The sequence below is a fragment of the Pseudoalteromonas luteoviolacea genome, from assembly GCF_001750165.1.
Lineage (GTDB): Bacteria > Pseudomonadota > Gammaproteobacteria > Enterobacterales > Alteromonadaceae > Pseudoalteromonas > Pseudoalteromonas luteoviolacea_G.
Map to the genome: position 1 here is coordinate 211,164 of NZ_CP015412.1, position 18,819 is coordinate 229,982.

An 18,819-nucleotide genomic window follows, 5' to 3' on the forward strand; every position below is an offset into this window, starting at 1 on the left:
TTTTGCCATGCTTAAGGCTATCAATGCAGATAATTGGTAGCCATGCCTAACTCAACTTTTTCTTTTCTCGCGAGCGAGTCTTCGCAAACAACTCAGACATCTCAGCTTCCTCCATGGAAAGTACTCATCGTCGATGATGAGCCCGAGATACATGATGTGACCATTATGGCCTTATCAAAGTTTACCTATGATGGCAGAGAACTATCTTTTTTGCATGCTTACTCTAAAGCTGATGCAATAAAGCACATTCAGTCAGAGCCTGAGGTTTGTGTTGTTCTTCTTGATGTGATTATGGAGACAGACAACGCTGGCCTTGAATGTGTGCGCCAAATTAGGCAAGAGCTAAGTAATCATGATGTGCGAATTATATTACGAACAGGGCAGCCCAGCACCATTCCAGAGCATGAAGTGATGCTTAAATATGATATTAATGATTACAAAAATAAAGTAGACCTGACAAAATCTCGTTTATATATCACGATGACAAGCGCTTTGCGGGCTTTTCGAGATATCAAAAAGCAATCAAAATTAGCGAGTGAATTAAAGGAATTGAATGAAACTCTTGAAGCAAAGGTTGAGCAACGAACTGCAGAGTTAGTCGCCTCTAATCACTCTCTTAGAGAAGCAAAAGATAAGATTATTAGGCAGCAGGCTACATTGTTACAATCTGAAAAAATGGCATCTGTTGGTTATTTAGCTGCGGGTATGGCCCATGAAATAAATAACCCGCTCGGCGCTTTGAAATGTAACTTTGCTGTTTTGAAGGATTATATTGACACTTTACAGGAAAAAGTAGGGGGCCTTAGGGAACATCAACTAGAAAGTGATTTTAATGACATCGGTGAATTGTTAGAAGACAATGCCATCGATTTAAATAGAATTGAGCGCATAGTAGCAGCATTGTCTATTTTCAATGGAGTATCTGATGAGCAGCCCAGGGGGCATGATTTACAGGAGATGCTCACGACGTTTTGTAGCGATAAAGCTGAGCATGGTATCTATGAGAGCTCACATGCTCAAAGCGCGCAGATTACATGCTGCAGAGAGCAACTTTTGCGTGCTTTTGAAGTTTTATACATTAACGCAAAAGAGTCGGGTTCGGACATAAATGAAATAAAAGTAACAACAAACAAAAGCGCAGGGTTTGTGCATATTGTGTTCGAAGATAAAGGGTGTGGAATCGAAGAAAATAAATTGCCGCGCATATTTGACCCCTTTTTCACTACTAAGCCGGTTGGCTCTAATGTAGGTTTGGGCCTGACCATCGCTTTAATGATGGTTAAAAACCAAGGTGGTGAGATTATTGCTGCATCAACGCTCAATATCGGCAGCCGGTTTGAAATTCAACTCCCTCACACTGAACTTGCTTAATCGTTTGTTTGCGTTTTGTGGACTGGGCAACACTTACGTATTTCAAATAGCAAAAATTATCTCCTATAGTTATCACAGGCTATGTAAGAATTTAAGACTGATACGCATACGGAGCTGCTATGTCTCGAACTAAGTGTGCAAATTTAGAGCGTGATCTTGAAAGGTTAAGGTCTGAACTTGAGCAGGTAACCTTTGAGCGAGATAAGTACAAAAAACTATTCGATGTGTCTGGTGATGCCCTTTCTATAATAGACGTGCAATCTGGACAATTTGTTGAGTGTAATACAGCCGCGATTGAAATGCATGGGATCGATAGTAAGGAGGCATTTTTGCAACTTAACCCAGCAGACATCTCGCCAAAATATCAACCGTGTGGCCAATCATCTGAACAATTAGCTGAGCATTATATGGAAAAAACGCAGAAAGAGGGGGCTCAATTATTTCAGTGGACTCATTGCCGCCCCGATAGCTCGACTTTTCCTTGCTTAGTGTCTCTCACCTCTGTGCAATTTCATAATGAGAAACTTATTTTAGCGATTGGAAGGGATATTACGGAAATTGTGCATGCTCAACAGAAGCTTGATGAAGCCCACTCTGATATTAAGCATTATAAGAAAGCATATCAAAGAGAAAAAGAAAAGTTTGAGCACTTCGTTAATTTGGCACCAGTAGGCATTGCCATTAATTTTATGAAGGATGGCAGCTTTGATTACGTGAATCAGGAGTTTAGTAACATTACAGGTCACTCTATCGAAGAATTTAATCAAATGGACTATTGGCAATTGACTCCGCAAAAATATGAACAGCAAGAGTATCAACAGCTTGAAGACTTAAAAATGAAAGGGCGATATGGCCCTTATGCAAAGGAGTATATTCATAAATCCGGAAAAGTATTTCCTGTCTTATTATCCGGTATCAAAATTACAGATAACGATGGAGAAGATTTTATTTGGTCTGTGGTTCAAGACACAACACGCCAAAAGGAGGTTGAGGCACAACTCCAGAAAGCAATAGATGAAGCGGATTCTTTTGCTATTAGGATGCAACTTGCCAATGACTCTGCGGAGATTGGAGTTTGGGAGTGGGATTTAATTTCCAACGAGCTTATTTGGGACGATTGGATGTTCAGGTTATACGGCGTAACACCGGGACAGTTTTCAGGTGTGTATGAAGCTTGGGAAAATAGTGTACACCCTGATGATCTCGAATTTGCGCGTTCTAAATTGGCTGCAGCTGTCCGGGGAGAAGGTGTGTACGAGCCTGAATTTAGAGTTGTGCACCCTAATGGAGATATCCGGACTATGAAAGCCAGTGCTGAGATAATTAAGGATAAATCGGGCCAACCGATTAAAGTGATTGGTGTGAATTACGATGTCACAGATAAGGTTGCGGTTATTGAAAATCTAGCAGCGGCCAAGCTGGCTGCAGAGAATTCAGTAAAAGCTAAAAGTGACTTTTTGGCAAATATGAGTCATGAAATCCGTACACCGATGAATGCCATTCTGGGGGGTCTTCAGTTACTGCAAAGCGCGAAGTTAGGTTCAGATTATAGAAAGACGCTTTCTAACGCCTCATTTTCTGCTCAAAGCTTGCTGACAATTATCAATGATATTCTGGATTACTCAAAAATAGAGTCAAACAAACTTGAGTTGGAGAGTGCTCCCATATCATTTGTGGATATTTTGGAGTCAGTTAAATACGATTTGGATGCGTTGATCAGTAAGAAGGGGATTGAGTTCTTCATCATTATTGATGAACACTTTGAAGACAAGTGGCTGGGAGACCTAGTTAGAGTCAAACAGATACTTCTTAATCTAGCCTCAAATGCTGTAAAGTTTACGGAGAATGGATCTGTAAAAATTCAATTATCTGAAACTGTGTTCGGAGAAAAAGCTGCTGCCTTAGTAAAAATTTGTGACACTGGCATTGGTATGAGCTCGGAAGTTCAAAGTTGTATTTTTGATCGTTTTGCACAAGCTGACACTTCAACAACCAGAAAGTATGGTGGTACAGGGCTTGGCATGTCGATTACAGCCAGTTTAGTTAGGCTTATGCATGGGAGCATTGAATTAACAAGTGAGCAAGGAAAAGGCACAAGTATTTGCGTTATACTACCAATTGAAAAAAATACTCAAGCTTCGAATTCAACCCCTAAGAAATCATTATCCCCCCCAGACTTAGTTGGAAAGAGGGTACTTATCGCAGAAGATAACAAAATAAATCAAATGCTTGTTGAAATGATGCTAAAAGATACCCAAGCTGAATTAGTTTTGGTCGAAAATGGATTATTGGCGGTTGAGGCTTGTCGATGTAATCATTTTGATTTGGTTTTAATGGACATTCATATGCCTGAAATGGATGGCATGGAAGCACAGCAATTAATAAACGCGCAGCAGCCAAACTTACCAGTAATTGCTCTTACCGCTAATGTTATGCCTAAAGATGTACGGCGGTATTTGTCTCAAGGGTTTGTTTCATATATAGGTAAACCTATAGATATGCGGGAATTGTTCGGCGTTTTAAAAACGTTTTTCTCGACTCCTGAAGGAAATAAAAAATGGGGCAGTTAATTAAAACTGCCATGCAATAAAGCGGCTTTGCTTGTTTCCCTGGAGCATTTTGACGATTTTATGGTCCTTGACGTTGTGTTGTTTCAAGCATTTTGTTAACGCAGGTAAATTATCTTTTTTAGATACCAAGCTCGTGAACCAGCCTACTTGGTGACCAAATTGTTTACTCTCTTTTATCATATTCGTTATGAATGAGAGCTCACCCCCTTTACACCAAAGCTCAGGGGCATGGCCGCCAAAATTGAGTTGATTGGCTGTTTTATTTATACCTAAGTTTTTCCATTTCCTTTGAGTGCCTTGCTGCGCTTCTTGTTCACTTGCGTGAAATGGGGGGTTACACATTGTAATATCGAAATAGCTTTCTTTGGTGATGACGTTTTCGAATATCGTATTGCTATCGGCTTGATGCTTTACTTTTACTGGGAGCTTATTTGCCTTGGCGATATTATCAGCGACTTTCACTGCTACAGGGTTGATATCGCTACCAACAAATTGCCATTTATATTCTGCATTGCCAAGTATAGGGTAAATCAGGTTTGCACCGGTTCCTATATCTAGGCACTTCACTTTCTTTCCTGTAGGCACGATACCGTCATTGTCGTCTGCGAGTAAGTCAGCTAATGCATGGATGTAATCTGCTCTTCCTGGGATCGGCGGGCACAAAAACTGTTGTGGCAAATCCCAAAATTTGACGCCATAGTGTTTAAATAATAAGGCTTTATTTAGTAACAGCACGGCATGAGCGTCAGAGAAGTCAATGGTACTGTGATTGTTTGGTTTTTTGATTATGAACTTCGCTAGCTCCGGAATGGCCTTTGATAGTTCAGTCAGATCATAGCCGTTAGCGTGTTTATTTCTAGGATGCATGGTTGAAAATGTTATTTCACAAAATTACTACGTGCAATTATACCTTACTTTCAATGCCTCCACTAATGGGTTTACTTTTAAATACACTAACTGGTACGATGAGTAAAAATTTTGGATATATCATGATAAAACAAGAATCAATACGAGTACCTTTATCACATAGTAGCGCGTCATTACATCTTAGATATATTCACACTCCAGGCAAACACGGACCAATCGTTTTATGTCTTCATGGCGCAATTGAAAATGGTAAAATTTTCTACACTCACTCAAATAAAGGCTTGGCGCCATATTTAGCAGAGCAAGGGTATAGATGCTTTGTTTTGGATTTACGTGGCCGAGGCGAAAGTGATCCTGCAATAAGTAAAGGTCATGACTATGGACAGACAGAGTCTATTTTAGAGGATGTGCCGACAGCATTAGACTTTATTTCTGAGCAATTGGGGCAAAGGCCAGAATATTGGGTTGCTCATTCTTGGGGTGGGGTAATTATGAATAGTGTGTTTGCCCGCTTTCCGTCTGAAATTGAGTACGTGCGAGCATGTGCCTATTTTGGCTCTAAACGCAGTTTATATAACAATCACCCAGAGAAGTTACTAAAGGCCAATATAATGTGGTATTGGCTGGCGTACTATTATACAAAAAAACATGGTTTTTTACCTGCAAAAAAACTGCGCTGGGGGTCGGATAGTGAGACTGCAAAGTCACATAGACAAAGTGCGCAGTGGGCTAAAATAAGCCCTTGGGTCGACAGTGATGATGCCTTTGATTATGCCAAAGCATTAGATAAAGTCGCTTTACCGCCTACACTGCATATTGCTGGTGTTAATGATAAAGCACTGGCTCAGCCTATCGACATTAAAATGTTTATGAAAGAGTCTGGTATTGGCATTCAAGAACTTAATATTTATGGTAAAAAATATGGCCATAAACATAATTATGGCCATATCGACATGTTAACCCACCCTAGTGCTATCAACGACCAGTTTAAAGATGTGCTTAATTGGTTTGATAACTATAAGGGGGATGGTTAGCCTTTTACTTTTATGTTGGTTTGCCCAATTCTTTTTCAATTTGAGCTTCAAAAGTTTGCCAGCGGCTCAAAGAGCGAGTGTGTATAGGTTGTCTTACTTGGGTTTTACTTAAAGTTGACACCTTGGCTCGGCTTTTATAAAACTCCATACATTCTGGCTCATACTTCAAGTAGATAAAGTTGAGTATTTTTTGAATGGTTCTCTCTGGCTCTTCAATTAATTTTTCATAGCTCACTTGATAAATATTTCTTTTAATTTGAGATGAAAAGTGATCCATGACTTGTTTCTCAATATCTGCATACAGCGCAAATTCTGTCAGTGAGCAGAAATAAGGCTCGTTTTCGGCAAAATGATTACTATACACAGACCATGCATTAGCTTTAAACTCGCGAGTTAAACGTATTATTCTGGCGTTTGGAAATAGTTTGTATATTAGGCCTATGTTTTGAAAGTTGGAGGGTAATTTATTAATCACGGCTTCCTCTTGCACGCGATGTTTTTTTATCTCATCCACGTATACGCTGCGGCAATAGTCCAACATTGATGTTGAGGGATCATAGATGCAATCAGGGAAATTCCGCTCCATACGCATTTCAAGGTAAGGTACGATTTTATCACTCAGTACGATACTTTCGCCGATTGTGCCAATTTGAGAGTGTTGAGTGAGGATCTGCTCTAACAGGGTGGAACCGGTTCTTGGCAACCCGACAATGAAAACGGGTGTAAAGGTGGATTTGACTTTATCTATTGGTTTTGAAAAGAAATCGTCATTACATGTATCGAGCAAACGACTGAAAAAAGGCAACATATCAGCGGTTCTAAATGTACATTGAGTGAGCTGCAATTCGTTGGCTTTTTTATAATACTCGAATGCTTCTTTGTTCTCGCCAAGTGCTTGATGGGCTGTTGCATAGGCATGGTATGCAACAATATGAAATTTGGGATGTTCGAATTTATTTTCAAATTCGTTAAGACGCTCGATTAAACGTGGAATTTCATCGGGGCGTACAAGTTGCATGAGTTCGAAAATCATGAAGACCGACACGCCAGAAGCAGGACAGTCTAGTCCTTTTTTAAACACTTGATATGCATTATCTATAAACCCATGGTCTAAGTAGAATTGTCCAAGGTGATAGTGGATTTGAGCATTATGTCGCGCCACGCTAAGCGCGTATTCAAGCACTGTTTTGGCATCTACTGGGGATCCGACTGCGATAAAAGCATCAGCCAACGCGTAGAGCGGGTCGAGCATTTTAGGTAGGTGTTCACATGCTCTTTTAAGGTAATATATGGCGTTATCATATTGCTCTAAACGCATACATATGCGGCCTAGTCCGAATAGGGCTTTGCCATTTTTGGGGTTCTGTTTAAGCACTTGCTTAAACATAAATTCAGCTTCTCTAAGCCTATTTTCTAACAGTAATTCAGTTGCACGGTCTAAAAGTAACATGTTCTTAAGCTGTTTATTTTAATGATAAAAATAAAAAGAGGAAATAGCCATCGCTAATTCCTCTTTTGCTTCTGGGTTACAGATAAAGTTTAGAACGTATAAGTTGCTTTGACATAGTAGAAGCCGCCATTAATACCAAATGGAGAGGTTTCATAGTAGATACCCCCCCATGTGTTTGAAGGCGTAAGTTCATTGTTGCCCTCTTCAAGAAAGTCAATGACTTTCTCTGCATCTTGGTCAAAGATGTTATTTGCACCTACCGTTAAACTGATGTTCTCTGTCGCGTAATACGTTAACTCGGCATCGAACGTGAAGTTCGGATCTGCCATAATTGCCGTGGCATCATAGTCAACGTGAACACCCTGGTATTCACCAAAGTAGTTGTAGCGAATAAAGCCAGAGAAATCTTCCCATTGTTGTGTCCAAGTGTAAGTAGCACGATGCTGTGGTAAGTCATTCTCTAGGCGTTTAACCTTGAAAGCACCTGTAATGTCAGAAAACTTATCTACTTCAGTTTCATTCCAGTTATACGCCATGCTGAAGGTCGCAAAGCCACCTAACAGATCCATGGAGTAGTTAGCAACAACATCCACACCTTGCGTAGTAGTATCAAAGTCATTGGTAAAGAAAGATACCTGCGCAATGCTGTCCACATTTGGCACGCCGTCAGCTTTCAATGCTTCTTTTTGAGCTGGTGTTAAGTTAATTTTTTCAGATTGGCTAAGTCTGTCTTCAACTTGGATGTTGTAATAGTCGATGGTTAAGAACAAGTCGCCTGTCTGATATACAAAACCCAATGTGTAACTTTCTGACTCTTCAGGTTGTAGCTCTGTACCACCGAGAATTTCCGACACCGGGTTTGTTGGTGGAAGAAGCGCTGAATCAACTAGAACACCGCTACTTAGGTTGGTTTGAACATTACTAACATTTGCTTGGCCAACTGTAGGTGCACGGAAGCCTGTGCTAACAGAGCCACGAACCGATAAATCATCAGTTAGTTGATATTGACCCATAATTTTGAAGTTGGTCGTCGAGCCAAATGAATCATAATCCTCAAATCTAAGTGCCCACCCCATTAAAAAGTCATCTGTGAATGGCGTTTCAATATCAACATATGCAGCATAGTTACGTCGCGAAAATTCGCCAGCGGCAGAAGGCTGGAAGCCTGGGAAACCATTAGAACCAATACCGAAGTTTTGTTGTGTAAGAGGACCTGCAATGAAAGATGCTTCATCTCCGGCAATAACTTCAAAGGTTTCTTCATGCCATTCAAGGCCAGCTGCGACATTTACTTCATAAGCCAGGTCAAAGTCGAAGCCTTTTGATACATCTAAATTAAAGTTTTTCTCTAACTGAATATATTTACCTGGGCTAAACTCCATCGGCGTTTCAGCACCCAGTGAAGCATTCACCGTATTGGTGATGAAGTAACGAGATTCATTTCGTCCTACAGAGCCGCTCACATCGTAGAAGCCACCTTCCATAAAGCCTTCAGTAAACTCACCTTTCGTTCCGATAGTCAGTGATGTATCTGTGATGTTACCACCAAAATTAGGAGTAAAGCCGCCTGGCAAAATTTCATTAAATGCAAAACAATTTCTGCCTAGTTCTGTGTCAGCTGCAATTTGCTGGTATGCGACGATGTTTGAAACATTTGGTATGCGTTTTTCATCCGCACCTATGAGGTTTACAATTGGGCACTCAATACCTGTTCCAACGCCATCTAAATCAGCAACAAGCAGAGTATTACCGCCATCACCAGAGTAGACTTGCGGACGTGTTTGAGGGTTACGATAATAGAAGCCGCCTTTCACATCACGCTCGGAATAGTTACCAAACATATAAAATTCTGAGCTATTACTAAGCTCTAGTCCTACGTTACCAAAGAGTGTGATGTCGTCTTTGATTTCTGGCGCTCCCCAAATCTGCGCTGGATCTCTCACACCTTCTACGTTTGCATCAATATAAGCTTGTGCATCTGGTCTTTGTACGCTTCGACTTGTTGCATCAGCTTCTTTATATTGAAAGCTTAAGTTTGCAAAGCCTTGATCAGTGAAAGGCAGTCCGATGTTACCTTCAAATGTTGTTGTATCACCATCACCTTCATAATACTCGCCCTGTTTTACGGAAAAGCTTCCGCCCTCAGAGGCATCTTTTAAAACAAAGTTTATTACGCCGGCAATGGCGTCTGAACCATATTGTGCTGCAGCACCATCACGAAGTACTTCGACTTGTTTGAGTGCAACGCTTGGGATTACCGAAATATCTGGACCCTGTGCACCATCATTAATCCCGCCGCCTAAAAAAGCGATAACAGATGAGCGATGTCGACGTTTACCGTTAAGTAAAATTAAAGTTGAGTCTGCAGGAAGTCCTCGAAGATTAGCTGGGCGCACTAAACTTGCCGCGTCACTAATTGGGTTCGCATGAACATTGAGTGATGGCACTGAACCTTTAAGCAGTTCGAGCATGTCATCACCACCAGCTTTACTTAATTCATCACCGCCAATGATATCAATCGGAACTGGTGATTCACCAATTGATCTGGGTGCTGCTCTTGAGCCGACAACAGCAATTTTTTCTATGTCTTTATTGGCGCCTTCTTCTCTAGCATCTGCTTGAGCGGCAAATGCCAGAAGAGCTGTAGTTGCTGCAGTCGTAGAAATAGCATACTGAATTGCTTTTCTTAGTTTGCATCTCTGTAGTTTCATCCTGTTTCCCCAGTTTTCTAAATTTTTTGTATACTAAATTGCAATTTTAAATGCTGTGTTTTTACATGATTTTAATCAATCAATTAACACGTGTATAAATGTAGCAGCGAATTTGTTAAGTTCAATGTTTTGTTTGATTTAATTGTATATATTCTTAGAATAGTCATTTTTAAAGGCTTATATTTATTTTTATTTGTTCTTTTTGTTAATGTAATGGGTACTTGCTGTGGTGGTAAATGATTTATATAACGTGAACCCAATTGGTTTTGTTGTTATATGTGGGATTGTTATTAACAGTTATTTAATATGCGAATGGTGACATTTACTAAAGGGGAGTCTCGCTTATATATCGCACTTCGATTTGGACCAAATATCTACACGATTTTTAAATAGAAGTTTGCTAGAATGTCAGAAAATAAGCAGATATTGGTTATCAATGCGATTGATAAAAGTCGTGCACAAAGCGCCTATACGAGTGGCACGCATAAGTAGAAAAAGGCAAAGGTTAAGGATTAAACGCACGCTAATTGCTTTGAAGGGAGCGCTTGCACAAGAAAAGCAAGAAACGGAAGAAATGCTTGATATTTATAAAAGGTACACTTTAGGCAACGCTACGAAAACGGAGCTAAAGGTTGCCAACAAACAGTTTGTTGATGTACTTAAAGGCTTAGGTTTAGGTATCTTTGCTATTTTACCGTTTGCGCCAATAACCATTCCGCTGATCATCGCGCTGGGCAACAAGTTTGGTGTTGAAGTTTTGCCAAGTTCTTTTACCACCAAAAAAGTAGATAAAAAGAAATAACTGCATTTACAAGCTGATGATGCCTTAACGTTTACTTCCACATTTTGTTGAATGAGTTCAATTGACTTATGCTTAAGTTAATATAGAAAAAACTTACTCTTATAACGGTGAATTGTGTCTCAGTTATTGTTATCCTTGAGGCAATACAACTTAGAATAAGAGGCACGTATGAGTACTTTACTCGTTCATTCCCAAGAAGGAACACCAATTCATCTAACCACAGAAGCAAACCTTGATAGCTGGCTATCAGACCACGCAGAACCGTCAAAGAGCTTTGTATTGGCTACTCGCCAAGAAGGTCAGAATGTCTTGCTGATACCGGATTTGACTAGTGGTGAGTTATCAAATGTTGTCTGTGTTGTTGAGTCACTTGATGATCAATGGTTAGCTGGCGATCTAGCTAAGCAACTTCCAAAAGGGCTTTATCAGTTTGTTGGTGGTGAAGACTTGGTTGAAAGAGCTGCGACTGGTTATATTCTTGGTGCATACAAATATAATGCATATAAAAAAGCGGCACCTATTCAGGCTAAGTTAGCCATTTCTGATGAACAACTTTGTAAAAAAGTCGCTGATATCACAACAGGTATTTATTTAGTTCGCGATTTAGTTAATACGCCTGCTGCTGACATGATGCCACAGCACTTGGCTGAAACTTTCATAGAATTAACTGAACAATTTGGTGCTGAATTTAGACAGTTAATTGGTGATGAGCTACTCGAGCATAACTACCCAACTATCCATATGGTTGGTCGTGCAAGTGATAATAAACCGCGTTTGTTGGACTTAACTTGGGGTGATGAAAACGCGCCAAAGTTGACTTTAGTTGGTAAAGGTGTGTGTTTTGACTCAGGAGGGTTAGACCTTAAACCTGCTGCTGGTATGCGTAATATGAAAAAAGATATGGGTGGTGCCGCTCATGTACTTGGTCTTGCGCATATGATTATGGCAGCAAACCTGCCTGTAAGGTTACGCGTGTTGGTGCCTGCGGTTGAGAACGCGGTATCAAAAAATGCGTTTAGACCGGGCGATGTGATTGTCACTCGCAAAGGTATCACTGTGGAGATCGATAACACAGATGCCGAAGGGCGCTTGGTTTTATGTGATGCGTTGGCTGAGGCGCAGACTGAAAACCCAGACCTTCTTATTGATTTTGCAACGCTGACGGGAGCGTGTCGTATTGCTTTAGGTACAGAGTTACCTGGCTTTTATAGTACAGATCAGCAAATCGCCAATGACATTATTAATGAAGGCCTAGAATTAAACGACCCAGTTTGGCAATTGCCTCTGTTTGATCAATATAAGGGGCTGTTTAAAAGTGAGATAGCAGACATTGCAAACTGTGGTTCGACGCCTTTTGGTGGCTCAATTACAGCGGCACTATATTTAAAAGAGTTTGTTGAGCCTGAAAAGACGCCTTGGTTACACTTTGACGTAATGGCTTGGAATGTTCGCCATTTGCCAGGCAGACCGGTTGGTGGTGAAGGGTTGGGCTTAAGAGCTACATTCTCATACTTGCAAAAACGCTTTGCATAATCAAGATATATAAAAAACGGCTCATTAGAGCCGTTTTTTATTAACTATTAAAGCGTTTTAACTGGAATATTAGAAAGCAGCGCTTTCATTTGTTGCCAATACAAGCCCACAGACTCGATGTGTACTTTTTCATCTGGAGAATGCGGAAATTTTATCGTAGGGCCAAAAGAAATCATATCCATGTCAGGGTATGGTTCTTTAAATAGGCCACACTCAAGTCCTGCGTGAATTACCATGATATCAGGCTTTTTACCATAAATGCCTTCGTACATGTCTCTGAAGATGTGGATTAGTTCTGATTCAGGTTCAGGTTTCCATCCAGGGTAAGCTCCCGAAAACTCGACCTGTGCACCAGCAAGTTCTGCGAGAGAGGATAGGGTACCTTCAACATCTTTTCTTCCAGAATCAATTAATGAACGGATAAGACATAAAATTTCTATGCTGTCTGATTGTGTTGTGATCACACCAAGATTTAAAGAGGTTTCTACCACACCTTGAATATCGTCGCTCATACGAACTACGCCGTTAGGGCACGCATTTAATAATGATAATAGTTGCTGAGTGCTTGATAATGTAAGAGGGGCTAGAGTCGAATCTGATTGACTTACATTGAACGTGAGGCCGGTTTCGATTGCAGATAGCTCTTGGCGCATTAAAGATTGAACTTGTTCAATATAAGCAGTGACTTTATTTACATCAGCATCTTGAATCGCAATGGTCGTATATGCTTCTCGTGGAATCGCGTTTCTTAGAGAGCCGCCTTTGAATTCAACGATTTGAAAATCTATGTCAGTGAGATGATGTTTTAATGTGCGAGCAAGCAGCTTATTTGCATTTGCTCGGCCAGTATGAATATCAACTCCAGAGTGGCCACCTTTGAGGCCTTTGAGTGAGATTTCTAAATAAGCTAGTTCGGATGTTCTAGCTTGTCTTTCAATATTAAGCGTCAAACCTGCATCAATGCCGCCCGCGCAACCCATGTAGATTTCGCCTTCTTGTTCGGAATCGGTATTGAGCAATATCTCGCCTTCTAACCAGCCTGCTTCGAGACCAAATGCGCCAGTCATCCCCGCTTCTTCGTCGACCGTTAAAATGACTTCCAGTGGCCCATGTGCAATATCATCAGAGGCAAGCACCGCTAGACAAGATGCCATACCAATACCGTTATCAGCACCTAAGGTTGTGCCGTCTGCAGTTACCCAGTCACCGTCTACAAATGGTCTTATCGGGTCTGTCTCGAAGTTATGTGCAGTATCATCATTTTTTTGAGGCACCATATCAATATGAGCTTGCAAAACGACGGGCTTTCTATTTTCCATGCCTACAGTCGCAGATTTTTTGATAAATACATTGCCTGTTTTGTCGCGACGTGTGGCTAAGTTTTTTGAGTTCGCCCAGTTAACAATAAATTGAGCGAGTGCTTCTTCATGCTTAGATGGGTGTGGAATTGAACAAATTTGATCGAAAAATTGCCATACGATTTGTGGTTCGAGTTGGCTAATCTCTGAATGAGGTTTAAACACCATATTCCCCTAATAACTAGCTTGTTGTCAGTAATTTTGATTTTGTAGCGGATACCAGCTGTATATTCGCTACTCTCAGTTGAAATAATCAAAAGTAGTTTTAAATGTAAGACGATTGCACAACGTTAAAATAATTCATTTAGCTTTATTTAATGTAGTCAATGTAAGTCAACTGAGTGTGTAAAGGCGCAAAAACTTCTCTCGCGCTGAGCGGCTAATATTATCAGTTATTATTGAGTATTTCGAGCAGCAGCTGATACTGCTGCTCGCAGTTATTTAGTCGTTATTTTGACAAGCAGCGACTGCATCTTTTACTAGGTCGAGCCCTGATTGCTCACATGGTGGGAAAGTATAGTCTGACGTGCCTAAAGGAGTTATGCGCTCACCCCATTTTATATAACCGGCAGCCCAAGTCAGTCCTGCTCCAAAAGCCGCAGACATAATGTTTGCGTGGGGCTTGATCATACCCTGTTCGACTGCCTCACATAGCGCAATAGCAATGGTTGCTGCAGAAGTATTGCCATACTTGTCAATATTGACTATCACCTTCTCGTCTTCGATATCTAACTTTTTCTGTATCGCTTGAATGATACGTAAGTTTGCTTGGTGAGGGATTAGCGCGTCAATATCGTTAAGGTTGAGTTTTGCTTTTTCCATGACGTCATCACAGGCCAAACTCATCCCCATTACAGCTCGCTTAAAAACTTCACGGCCTTCAAAAAATACCTCGGATGGACCAACCGCGTCATATTTATTCTGGTCGGTACCATAATTTCCAATGTGCAGAATGTTTCTATCTTCGGTGTCACAGCCTGTTTTGGTACCCAATAGGCCACTTGGCTCTGAGCTTGCCTCTAGCACAACTGCTCCCGCTCCATCGCCAAATAAAACAGCGCTGTCTCTTTTGGCCCAATTTATGTACCAAGTCATGCGCTCAGCTGCTACAACGACGGCTTTTTTAATCATGCCAGATTGGATCTGTGCAGTTGCATTTTGCAGAGCATAAAGAAACCCTGAGCACGCTGCATTAGTATCGCAGGCGGCTGCGCCTGTTGCGCCAAGGTTTTTTTGTACTAAGGAAGCTGTATTAGCAACCAAAGTTGAAGGAGAGCAGGTTGCAAGTAATACCAAATCGATATCTTCAGCATTCACACCTGCACAGGCAAGGGCTTGCTTACTTGCAATCGTCGCGAGCTCAGCAGTGCTTACGTGGCTAACGCGGCGAGCGCGGATCCCCGTACGAGTCGTTATCCATTCATCAGTGGTATCTACAATTGTGCTTATTTCGTTATTAGTTATTGAAGCGGGTGGAATAGCTTTCCCCCAACCTGTTATTTTTGCGTATATCATAGTTTCTCTTTGTCAAATCCGACCACTCGGTTAATCTCATATTTATAACAAACTATTGATTTCTACACAAAGAATACCTTGTTGAATTGATACATTTGACTAAAATTGTATAAGAAACAGGTCAAATTTCAGCAGTTTATGACTCAAAAAATCACTCAAGAGCTACTTGATGAACTCATATCTTTAGAGCGGCGTTTACTTGAACCTCATGTCAGGGAGTCAAAAGAGCGCCTATCTTTGTTATTGGATGATGATTTTTACGAAATTTCCGCCAATGGGTTATTGTTTGATAAACGGCATGTACTTTCTCGTTTGCCAAGTGAAAAAGTGCCGCAGTTTTATAATCAGGACTTTAGAGGGCAGATGTTAAGTGATTCTATAGCACAGCTTACCTATCATGCTGCTTATCGACGTAACGCATATTCCAATTTACAGTTTTCGCTGAGGATGTCCTTGTGGCGCAACAAGGGAGCTGGGTGGCAATTACTTTTTCATCAAGGCACGCCTAGCCCAGAGTTTGTTCTCAAATATGACTAAGCACTTCTCAACTACTCTGTCTTTAAGTTAGTTTGTTGATCAGGTAAAGTACCCGCCTATTTGTTTTCAGGCTCGACACATGGTTATCGCTTTCTCGCCTCAGTCTGCACTTGGGCAGCTTTTATTACTGCGCTCTATTGCGATTGTTTTTCAGCTTATTTTGGTCTTAATTTCAATATTATTGCTCGACAAAAGCATTCCTCATCAGCCCGTTTTTACAGTGATTGCGTTAGAATCATTGTTTCAACTCATTAGTATCTTAATGTATCGCAGGAGTAGGGAGATATCTGAAAGGGCCATGACTTTGCAGTTGGTGGCTGACATCGTGTTTTTGTCTGTTTTACTCTCTTTTTTAGGTGGCGCAAGCAATGCTTTTGTATCTTTATTGCTGTTACCTTGCATTATCGCGGCCGTTACTGTTTCGATTGGTTATGTTTTGTTTGTATCCGCGAGTGCTCTGCTCTCATATGGTTATTTATATTTGGCAGTGACTATGCCAATGCATCATCATGGCATGCACATGGGAGAGCACCTACTTGGCATGTTTGTGAATTTTGTTTTCATGGTGGTTGTTACCGTGGGGGTTGTAGCAATACTTGTAAAGCGTATTCGAGAGAGAGAAGCGCTTTTGGCTAAAACGCGAGAAAAGCAATTGCAACAAGAACAACTGTTAGCACTAGGCAGCGCAGCTGCGCAGGTAACGCACCAACTCGCGACTCCGATTGCTCACTTAAATTTATTGCTCGAGGAGCTACGTGAAGATTTCCCTGATCACCCCGCAGTGTCAGAAATGGGGGGGCCTCTTTCACAGTGTCGGATACAACTAGATAGTTTCAGAGAGCAAACAGAGCTACTTAAATTAAAACGTCAAGAAAAATCACAATCTACACAATTTGTCATTGAGCAACTTGAAGAGTTAATGACGCTTCAATATCCAGAGCAGTCTCTGTCAATTACTGAAAAGACAACCTCAGTTGAAATCAATGGAGATCCAATGCTAGTGCCTTCATTGCTAAATCTAATTGTTAATGCAGCAAAGGCAAACGAAAGGGCGAATAAACATCACATTGAGCTGACTACATTTTCAGAAAGTGGTAAATGGCATTTTACAATTAAAGATCAGGGTAAAGGCATCGCGCAGAAAAAACTAGAAGATATAGGAAAATCTATCGTTGAAAGTGATACCGGTTTTGGTATGGCCTTGTTGTTAACTCATGCAACGTTAGAGAGAGTCAATGGTGAGTTACACCTTGAAAATTTAGAAGAGGGTGGGGTTTTGTCAACAGTTGTATTACCAATTGTCGGTGCATCATGAAATTACTAATTATTGAAGATGATGTCGCCTTTTCAAATACACTTGCGAGGAGAATGTCAAAAATGGGCTTTGAATGTCAGGTTGTTAATTACGAGCTCGACATTTTCTCTCAATGCAGTAATTTTGTACCGGACTATGTGTTATTAGATATGAAGTTAGAGCGCTCATCAGGCTTGCAACATATTGCCAAAATTCGAGAGATACTACCTAATTGCAAATTGGTTTTATTGACAGGGTTTGCCAGTATTGCAACAGCTGTTGAGGCGATAAAGTTAGGCGCAGATGATTACTTGACAAAACCGGCTGACACGAAGCTGATTTCAAAAAAACTGCTGGGTGAAGCGGTGAGTATTGAAGATTCGTTTGAGTCAACAATGTCACCAGAGCGTTTAGAGTGGGAACATATTCAGCAAACATTGCAGGCGAATGATGGCAATGTTTCGGAAACTGCTCGGCAGCTCAATATGCACAGAAGAACCTTACAGCGTAAATTGCAAAAAAAGCCGGTCTCAAAGTAGGCATCTTAGGGTCTCACATTGCTCAATTGGTAGATTTTAACTAAATTGAAAATAGTTAAACAATGGGGCAATTGCTAATGTATGTATTTGAAGTAAATATAGTGGCGGTAATGTTAGCTGCATTGAGCTCTTTCTTACTCGGGGGGCTGTGGTATTCTCCATTAATGTTCCAGCAGGCTTGGCTTGAAGGAGCTGGATTGACCGAACTCGACTTAAAGCACGCTAATCATAAAGCTATATTCATGGGGTCATTTTTACTTTGCATTTTGGCGTCTATTGCCGTTGCGATGCTGGTTGGAAAAGCGCCGGCAGTACTTGACGCAATGGCTTTTGGTCTGTTTATAGGCATTACTTTTGTGGCAACGTCATTTGGGATAAGTTACCTGTTTGAGCAAAGACCCTTAAAACTATTTCTGGTGAATGCGGGTTATCACACGTTACAATTTACTCTGATTGGATTTGTAGTTGGGAGTTTGAATTAATTGGCCAAACCGAATAAAAAGGGCCCTACTAGGACTGTGGACGTGTTTTGCGCAAAATGCAAAGCTAGACTTTTCAAGTATCGCAAAGGGGGTAAAGGTAACCTTATAAAGTGTTTTGTTGAACGGATCAGTGTCGATTATACAAGTAACCAGACTCACTGCCCTGAATGCGAACAAGAGTTTTCTCGCAAGGCTTTAATTAGAGGAGCTCCAGCACTTAAAATTGTTGGTAACAAAGTAACCTTTAAGTAGTGCCTTTATAATGAGGACAAATATCCTGTCTTATTAATCCTGTTTTAAAGATAATCGTATAGTTTGTGCTGTTTCAACGATTGAAAGTCACCCTACCCATGGAAAAGGGCCAGCGTGTTTGGGTGAGTATCCACAAAATATATGGACAAAAACATGATTGATATTTTATTTGATGTAATAGGTATGACTGGTACTTTTCTTGTGGTTGGGGCATTCTTTTTGCTTCAGCTTGAAAAAGTCACACCTGACGGCCTCAAATATAACCTCATGAACCTCTCTGGTGCAATCCTGCTACTTATCAGTTTATGCTACAACTTTAATCTTGCAAGCTTTGTGATTGAGCTGTTTTGGATCGTTGCTTCGTTAATTGGCTTGTATAAGTATTTCAAGGCAAAGAAGTTACAGGCTGCATAAAACTTAAGTAAAAACTTGCACAGTTACATTTCATGCGTATTATTTAGATGTATGAACGGTAACTGTGTAAGCAAAATTAAGTGAGTATAT

Annotated in this window: 16 protein-coding genes; 11 read left to right on the plus strand and 5 right to left on the minus strand. The window is 40.7% G+C overall.

Annotated elements, in window-relative coordinates:
- The first annotated feature begins 42 nt into the window (after positions 1-42).
- Together S4054249_RS21660 and S4054249_RS21665 are read left to right on the plus strand one after the other, a co-directional pair.
- Positions 43-1,371, plus strand: a complete 1,329-nt coding sequence (locus S4054249_RS21660) for an ATP-binding protein (protein ID WP_052961138.1) — start codon at positions 43-45, stop codon at positions 1,369-1,371.
- Between the two features lie 119 nt (positions 1,372-1,490).
- Positions 1,491-3,941 carry a PAS domain-containing hybrid sensor histidine kinase/response regulator gene (locus S4054249_RS21665; protein ID WP_046358027.1) on the plus strand — a complete coding sequence of 817 codons (2,451 nt, stop codon included), beginning with the start codon at positions 1,491-1,493 and terminating at the stop codon, positions 3,939-3,941.
- Here the strand turns inward: S4054249_RS21665 and rlmF are convergent, their stop codons facing one another.
- On the minus strand, positions 3,942-4,808 hold the full coding sequence (gene rlmF / locus S4054249_RS21670) for a 23S rRNA (adenine(1618)-N(6))-methyltransferase RlmF (protein WP_046358028.1): 867 nt from the start codon (positions 4,806-4,808) through the stop codon (positions 3,942-3,944).
- Between the two features lie 122 nt (positions 4,809-4,930).
- Here rlmF and S4054249_RS21675 point away from each other — a divergent pair, with 122 nt between their 5' ends.
- A complete protein-coding gene (locus S4054249_RS21675; protein WP_046358105.1) occupies positions 4,931-5,842 on the plus strand; it encodes an alpha/beta fold hydrolase in 912 nt (303 codons plus the stop codon).
- 10 nt (positions 5,843-5,852) lie between these two features.
- Here S4054249_RS21675 and S4054249_RS21680 read toward each other — a convergent pair whose 3' ends face one another.
- Positions 5,853-7,292 carry a tetratricopeptide repeat-containing sulfotransferase family protein gene (locus tag S4054249_RS21680; protein WP_046358029.1) on the minus strand — a complete coding sequence of 480 codons (1,440 nt, stop codon included), beginning with the start codon at positions 7,290-7,292 and terminating at the stop codon, positions 5,853-5,855.
- An 89-nt stretch (positions 7,293-7,381) separates the two neighbouring features.
- Positions 7,382-10,003, minus strand: coding sequence for a TonB-dependent receptor plug domain-containing protein (locus tag S4054249_RS21685; RefSeq protein WP_046358030.1), 2,622 nt, complete (start codon positions 10,001-10,003; stop codon positions 7,382-7,384).
- Positions 10,004-10,439: 436 nt separating this feature from the next.
- Between S4054249_RS21685 and S4054249_RS21690 the strand changes: the two genes are divergently transcribed.
- Complete coding sequence (locus S4054249_RS21690; RefSeq protein WP_046358031.1) at positions 10,440-10,805, plus strand: hypothetical protein; 366 nt, start codon at positions 10,440-10,442, stop codon at positions 10,803-10,805.
- Positions 10,806-10,973: 168 nt separating this feature from the next.
- Positions 10,974-12,338 (plus strand): leucyl aminopeptidase family protein, encoded by a 1,365-nt coding sequence (locus S4054249_RS21695; RefSeq protein WP_046358032.1) that lies wholly within the window; start codon positions 10,974-10,976, stop codon positions 12,336-12,338.
- A 47-nt stretch (positions 12,339-12,385) separates the two neighbouring features.
- Here the strand turns inward: S4054249_RS21695 and S4054249_RS21700 are convergent, their stop codons facing one another.
- Positions 12,386-13,861: an aminoacyl-histidine dipeptidase gene (locus tag S4054249_RS21700; protein ID WP_046358106.1), complete on the minus strand. Its 1,476-nt coding sequence runs from the start codon at positions 13,859-13,861 to the stop codon at positions 12,386-12,388.
- A 276-nt stretch (positions 13,862-14,137) separates the two neighbouring features.
- Positions 14,138-15,211, minus strand: a complete 1,074-nt coding sequence (locus S4054249_RS21705; protein ID WP_046358033.1) for a ketoacyl-ACP synthase III — start codon at positions 15,209-15,211, stop codon at positions 14,138-14,140.
- Between the two features lie 138 nt (positions 15,212-15,349).
- Here S4054249_RS21705 and S4054249_RS21710 point away from each other — a divergent pair, with 138 nt between their 5' ends.
- The 6 genes from S4054249_RS21710 (at position 15,350) to S4054249_RS21735 (ending at position 18,729) form a co-directional block, all read left to right on the plus strand.
- Positions 15,350-15,748 carry a DUF4440 domain-containing protein gene (locus S4054249_RS21710; RefSeq protein WP_046358034.1) on the plus strand — a complete coding sequence of 133 codons (399 nt, stop codon included), beginning with the start codon at positions 15,350-15,352 and terminating at the stop codon, positions 15,746-15,748.
- A 79-nt stretch (positions 15,749-15,827) separates the two neighbouring features.
- Positions 15,828-17,063 (plus strand): ATP-binding protein, encoded by a 1,236-nt coding sequence (locus S4054249_RS21715; protein WP_046358035.1) that lies wholly within the window; start codon positions 15,828-15,830, stop codon positions 17,061-17,063.
- The gene (locus tag S4054249_RS21720; protein ID WP_046358036.1) at positions 17,060-17,581 is read left to right on the plus strand and encodes a response regulator transcription factor; all 522 of its coding nucleotides are present in this window, start codon (positions 17,060-17,062) and stop codon (positions 17,579-17,581) included. The genes S4054249_RS21715 and S4054249_RS21720 overlap by 4 nt, the downstream gene beginning before the upstream one ends.
- Positions 17,582-17,643: 62 nt before the next feature.
- Complete coding sequence (locus tag S4054249_RS21725) at positions 17,644-18,063, plus strand: DUF1761 domain-containing protein (protein ID WP_235611283.1); 420 nt, start codon at positions 17,644-17,646, stop codon at positions 18,061-18,063.
- The gene (locus S4054249_RS27055; RefSeq protein ID WP_046358038.1) at positions 18,064-18,315 is read left to right on the plus strand and encodes a hypothetical protein; all 252 of its coding nucleotides are present in this window, start codon (positions 18,064-18,066) and stop codon (positions 18,313-18,315) included.
- A gap of 153 nt (positions 18,316-18,468) precedes the next feature.
- Complete coding sequence (locus S4054249_RS21735) at positions 18,469-18,729, plus strand: CBU_0592 family membrane protein (RefSeq protein ID WP_039610969.1); 261 nt, start codon at positions 18,469-18,471, stop codon at positions 18,727-18,729.
- The last annotated feature ends 90 nt before the right edge of the window (positions 18,730-18,819 follow it).

What these genes read in the sequence shown, in the direction of transcription:
- S4054249_RS21735 (WP_039610969.1), top strand. Translation starts at nt 18,469, where the DNA reads ATGATTGATATTTTATTTGATGTAATAGGTATGACTGGTACTTTTCTT.
- S4054249_RS21675 (WP_046358105.1), top strand. Translation starts at nt 4,931, where the DNA reads ATGATAAAACAAGAATCAATACGAGTACCTTTATCACATAGTAGCGCG.
- S4054249_RS21690 (WP_046358031.1), top strand. Translation starts at nt 10,440, where the DNA reads ATGCGATTGATAAAAGTCGTGCACAAAGCGCCTATACGAGTGGCACGC.
- S4054249_RS21705 (WP_046358033.1), bottom strand. Translation starts at nt 15,211, where the DNA reads ATGATATACGCAAAAATAACAGGTTGGGGGAAAGCTATTCCACCCGCT.
- S4054249_RS21725 (WP_235611283.1), top strand. Translation starts at nt 17,644, where the DNA reads ATGGGGCAATTGCTAATGTATGTATTTGAAGTAAATATAGTGGCGGTA.
- S4054249_RS21680 (WP_046358029.1), bottom strand. Translation starts at nt 7,292, where the DNA reads ATGTTACTTTTAGACCGTGCAACTGAATTACTGTTAGAAAATAGGCTT.
- S4054249_RS21660 (WP_052961138.1), top strand. Translation starts at nt 43, where the DNA reads ATGCCTAACTCAACTTTTTCTTTTCTCGCGAGCGAGTCTTCGCAAACA.
- rlmF (WP_046358028.1), bottom strand. Translation starts at nt 4,808, where the DNA reads ATGCATCCTAGAAATAAACACGCTAACGGCTATGATCTGACTGAACTA.
- S4054249_RS21720 (WP_046358036.1), top strand. Translation starts at nt 17,060, where the DNA reads ATGAAATTACTAATTATTGAAGATGATGTCGCCTTTTCAAATACACTT.
- S4054249_RS21715 (WP_046358035.1), top strand. Translation starts at nt 15,828, where the DNA reads ATGGTTATCGCTTTCTCGCCTCAGTCTGCACTTGGGCAGCTTTTATTA.
- S4054249_RS21695 (WP_046358032.1), top strand. Translation starts at nt 10,974, where the DNA reads ATGAGTACTTTACTCGTTCATTCCCAAGAAGGAACACCAATTCATCTA.
- S4054249_RS21710 (WP_046358034.1), top strand. Translation starts at nt 15,350, where the DNA reads ATGACTCAAAAAATCACTCAAGAGCTACTTGATGAACTCATATCTTTA.
- S4054249_RS21685 (WP_046358030.1), bottom strand. Translation starts at nt 10,003, where the DNA reads ATGAAACTACAGAGATGCAAACTAAGAAAAGCAATTCAGTATGCTATT.
- S4054249_RS21665 (WP_046358027.1), top strand. Translation starts at nt 1,491, where the DNA reads ATGTCTCGAACTAAGTGTGCAAATTTAGAGCGTGATCTTGAAAGGTTA.